Source organism: Methanobrevibacter sp. (genome assembly GCF_017427765.1).
Lineage (GTDB): Archaea > Methanobacteriota > Methanobacteria > Methanobacteriales > Methanobacteriaceae > Methanocatella.
Map to the genome: position 1 here is coordinate 1 of NZ_JAFRSC010000050.1, position 3231 is coordinate 3231.

Consider the following 3231-nt stretch of genomic DNA (forward strand, 5'->3'; position numbering starts at 1 on the left):
TTAAATAAAAATAATCCGCTAGTTTCAAATTTTTATTTATTTTTTCATTTAACATAATTTTAAGTTCAATATTACTTAAAATTTCACTAATGAATCTTTGTTCTTCTAAAGATGGTACTCCAAATTCGTATTTTAAAATAGTTTTGGGGGAAGTATGTTTTACTGTTGTTCCAGTAGCTGATGAAACAATGTAATGATGGTATTTAGAATCACGTAATAACCAATATAGATAATTTTTATCTATAATTTCTTCATTTACATTTTCTATTAATCCTATCCTTTGATTATGTAAATAAATATTATCATCATTAGGCACTAATGCTGAAAACCCCAATGTATCTCCTTTTTTACTTAAATCAGTCATGGTAACAATAAGATCATAAGGTTTTAAAATATACTCTTTATTGATTGGTCCATCATAATACTTTAATTTATCTTTTTTAAAACCACCTCCAATTTTAAAATTTCCTGGAGTTAATAATATATCTTTTGTAATTGAATCAGAGAAATACTCACCTTTAAACGCATAACCATGTTTAATTGAACATATATCTGATAAAGAAATTTGTTTTAAACTCAAATATTACACAAACTCTAAATAAAAATTTAGAGCAATTATCTCAAAATTTATTTAGAAAATGGTTTATTGATTTTGATTTAGAAAAGGATTTTAATATATCTGAAACTTTTAAAGAATCATCATTGGGTGAAATCCCCGAATCATGGGAAATTAAAACTATTGGGAATTTATCGGAGGTTAAAGGTAGAATTGGTTGGAGAGGATATACAACAAATGATTTAGTTGATGAAGGACCTTGGGTTGTTGGCGGTAAAGAAATAACTTCTGGGTTTATTGATTTTAATTCTGCAAAACACTTAACTCGTGAGAAATATGAAGAATCGCCAGAAATCATGCTTAAAGATAAAGATTTAATAATTGCTAAAACAGGAACTATTGGTCCAATTGCTATGTACTATGATATTTATGGCGAAGCAACATTAAATCCTAATGTGGGGTTAATTAGATCTAAAAATATTGCTCCTGCATTATTATTATCCTTCTTTAAAACTCCGAGAGCCCAATATTATTTAAACGAATTCACTACTTCAAGTGTTCAACCAGCTATTAATCAAACAACTATAAAACAATTAGAAGTTGCACTTCCTTCAGATATTCAGTTATTAAATAAGATTGGAGATAAATTTGAAGAAATTAATTTATTACAATTTAATTTGAATGAAGAAATCAAAAAATTACAAAAATTAAGAGACACATTACTTCCAAAATTAATGTCTGGTGAGATTGATGTTTCACAGATAAATTGTGACATGCACCAATACCACTATCTAAATTATATAAATATGTTTACATTAACACACAGTATAAATTTAATAAAGGTGTTAAATATGAAAACAAAAATAATTTCTAAAATCCAAAACCAAATGAAACCTTATCTAAATCAAGGACAATATATAAAATTAACAAATTCTTTGTTAAATTCACTGCAGGATATAGATGTCATTGATAAAAATAACGAATTAAATGAAGTAGATAATTTTAAATTACTAAACCTTTTTTTATCTGCCAAACAAGTCGAAGGATGTTCTGAAAAAACTATCAAATATTACAAATCCACAATTGAAAAAATGTTAATGAAAATCAGAAAACAAGTTTATAACATTAACACAGACGATTTAAGAAAATACCTTTTTGAACACAAAAATCATAAAAAATCTTCAAAAACAACAATAGACAACATAAGAAGAATTTTTTCAAGCTTTTTTTCATGGTTAGAAGATGAAGATTATATAATAAAAAACCCAGTAAGAAGAATACACCGAGTAAAAACAGGACGAGTAGTTAAAGAAGTATTAACTGATGAAAATTTAGAAATATTACGAGACAATTGTGAAGAAATTAGAGATCTTGCCATAGTAGAATTATTAACGTCAACAGGAATAAGAGTTGGAGAATTAGTTAGACTAAATATTGAAGACATTAATTTTTATGAACGAGAATGCATCGTATTTGGAAAAGGAGAAAGTGAAAGAGTAGTATATTTCGATGCTAGAACCAAAATACATTTGCTAGAATATTTAGAAACAAGAATTGATGAAAACCCCGCATTATTCGTATCACTAAATAATCCATATGAAAGATTAGGAATTAGTGGTGTCGAAACTAGATTAAGAGAACTCGGACGAAAATGCAACATTAACAAAGTACATCCGCATAAATTTAGACGAACAATGGCAACAAACGCAATTGACAAAGGAATGCCCATAGAACAAGTACAAAAATTACTTGGACACGTGCAAATTGACACAACAATGCAATACGCAATGGTAAATCAAAGCAATGTAAAACTAGCCCATAGAAAATTTATAGGATAAATTATTGTTTAGTTTTCTGAGAATCTTATAAAACACCAATATAACAATGTTATTATTATTGTAAATAAAGCTTAAATTAATGTTGAATCTGAAAAATAAGAACAAATAGCTATTTTTGAATAAAAAATATAAAAAGAAGAATAACAGTAGCAACCATTATTCTAAATCACAATTTATCTTTGAGACATCAATCTCGCCCGACATTAGCTTAGGTAGTAAAGTATCTCTTAATTTTTGTAATTCTTTAATTTCATCATGATTAGATCTTATTGTATCAAAGAATGGTTTAATTAATTCATTGAACTTTTCCATAACCTCAACGGGAGGTATGATTATTTCAATTGATTTTAAATTATTTTGATTAACTTTCGCTTGAACTGCACCAGTAACAATTGATTGTATGTTTGTTTTAGAAAGCAGAAGATATAAACTATCTACATTGAATCCATTTTTCCCTTTAACAATATGTGCATGATTGTTTACCCAAAATTTGCCCCAAACATATTGTAAAATGGGAAATCCTTTATCATCAATGACTGTTCCATCTTCACCTATTAATAAATAGATTCCATCAAAAATATAGTCATCAACGTAATCCATTAATGATGCAGCACCATAATATGGATAAATTTTTTCCATATTCTCACGTTCTTGACCAGAAAGAGGAATTCTTTTAGAATCTAAAAGTTCAATAACGTCCCCTAATTTTCCTACATTCCAATCTTTTGGAATTAAACCAAATGCAGAAGATTTAAATTGTGCTGATTTAAATGGGGTGAAATTAACCATCCATTCCGTTTGGAGTGATGAAGCAATGGAAAATAAATTTTTATTTAA

The 3231-nt window shown here is 27.3% G+C and carries 3 protein-coding genes; 1 reads left to right on the forward strand and 2 read right to left on the reverse strand.

Annotation, left to right across the window (positions count from 1 at the left end; genetic code table 11):
* On the reverse strand, positions 1-580 hold a 580-nt coding region (locus tag IJL02_RS11860; RefSeq protein ID WP_292816730.1), incomplete at its 3' end, for a restriction endonuclease subunit S.
* An 827-nt stretch (positions 581-1407) separates the two neighbouring features.
* Between IJL02_RS11860 and xerA the strand changes: the two genes are divergently transcribed.
* Entirely contained in the window at positions 1408-2394 is a 987-nt protein-coding gene (gene xerA / locus IJL02_RS12555) for a site-specific tyrosine recombinase/integron integrase (protein WP_369334644.1), read from the forward strand.
* Between the two features lie 156 nt (positions 2395-2550).
* On the opposite strand, the gene IJL02_RS11870 is transcribed toward xerA, so the two are convergent.
* On the reverse strand, positions 2551-3231 hold a 681-nt coding region (locus IJL02_RS11870; RefSeq protein ID WP_292816734.1), incomplete at its 5' end, for a restriction endonuclease subunit S.

Bases quoted from the DNA above. Each gene is read 5' to 3' on its own strand.
- xerA (WP_369334644.1), top strand. From the start codon at position 1,408: ATGAAAACAAAAATAATTTCTAAAATCCAAAACCAAATGAAACCTTAT.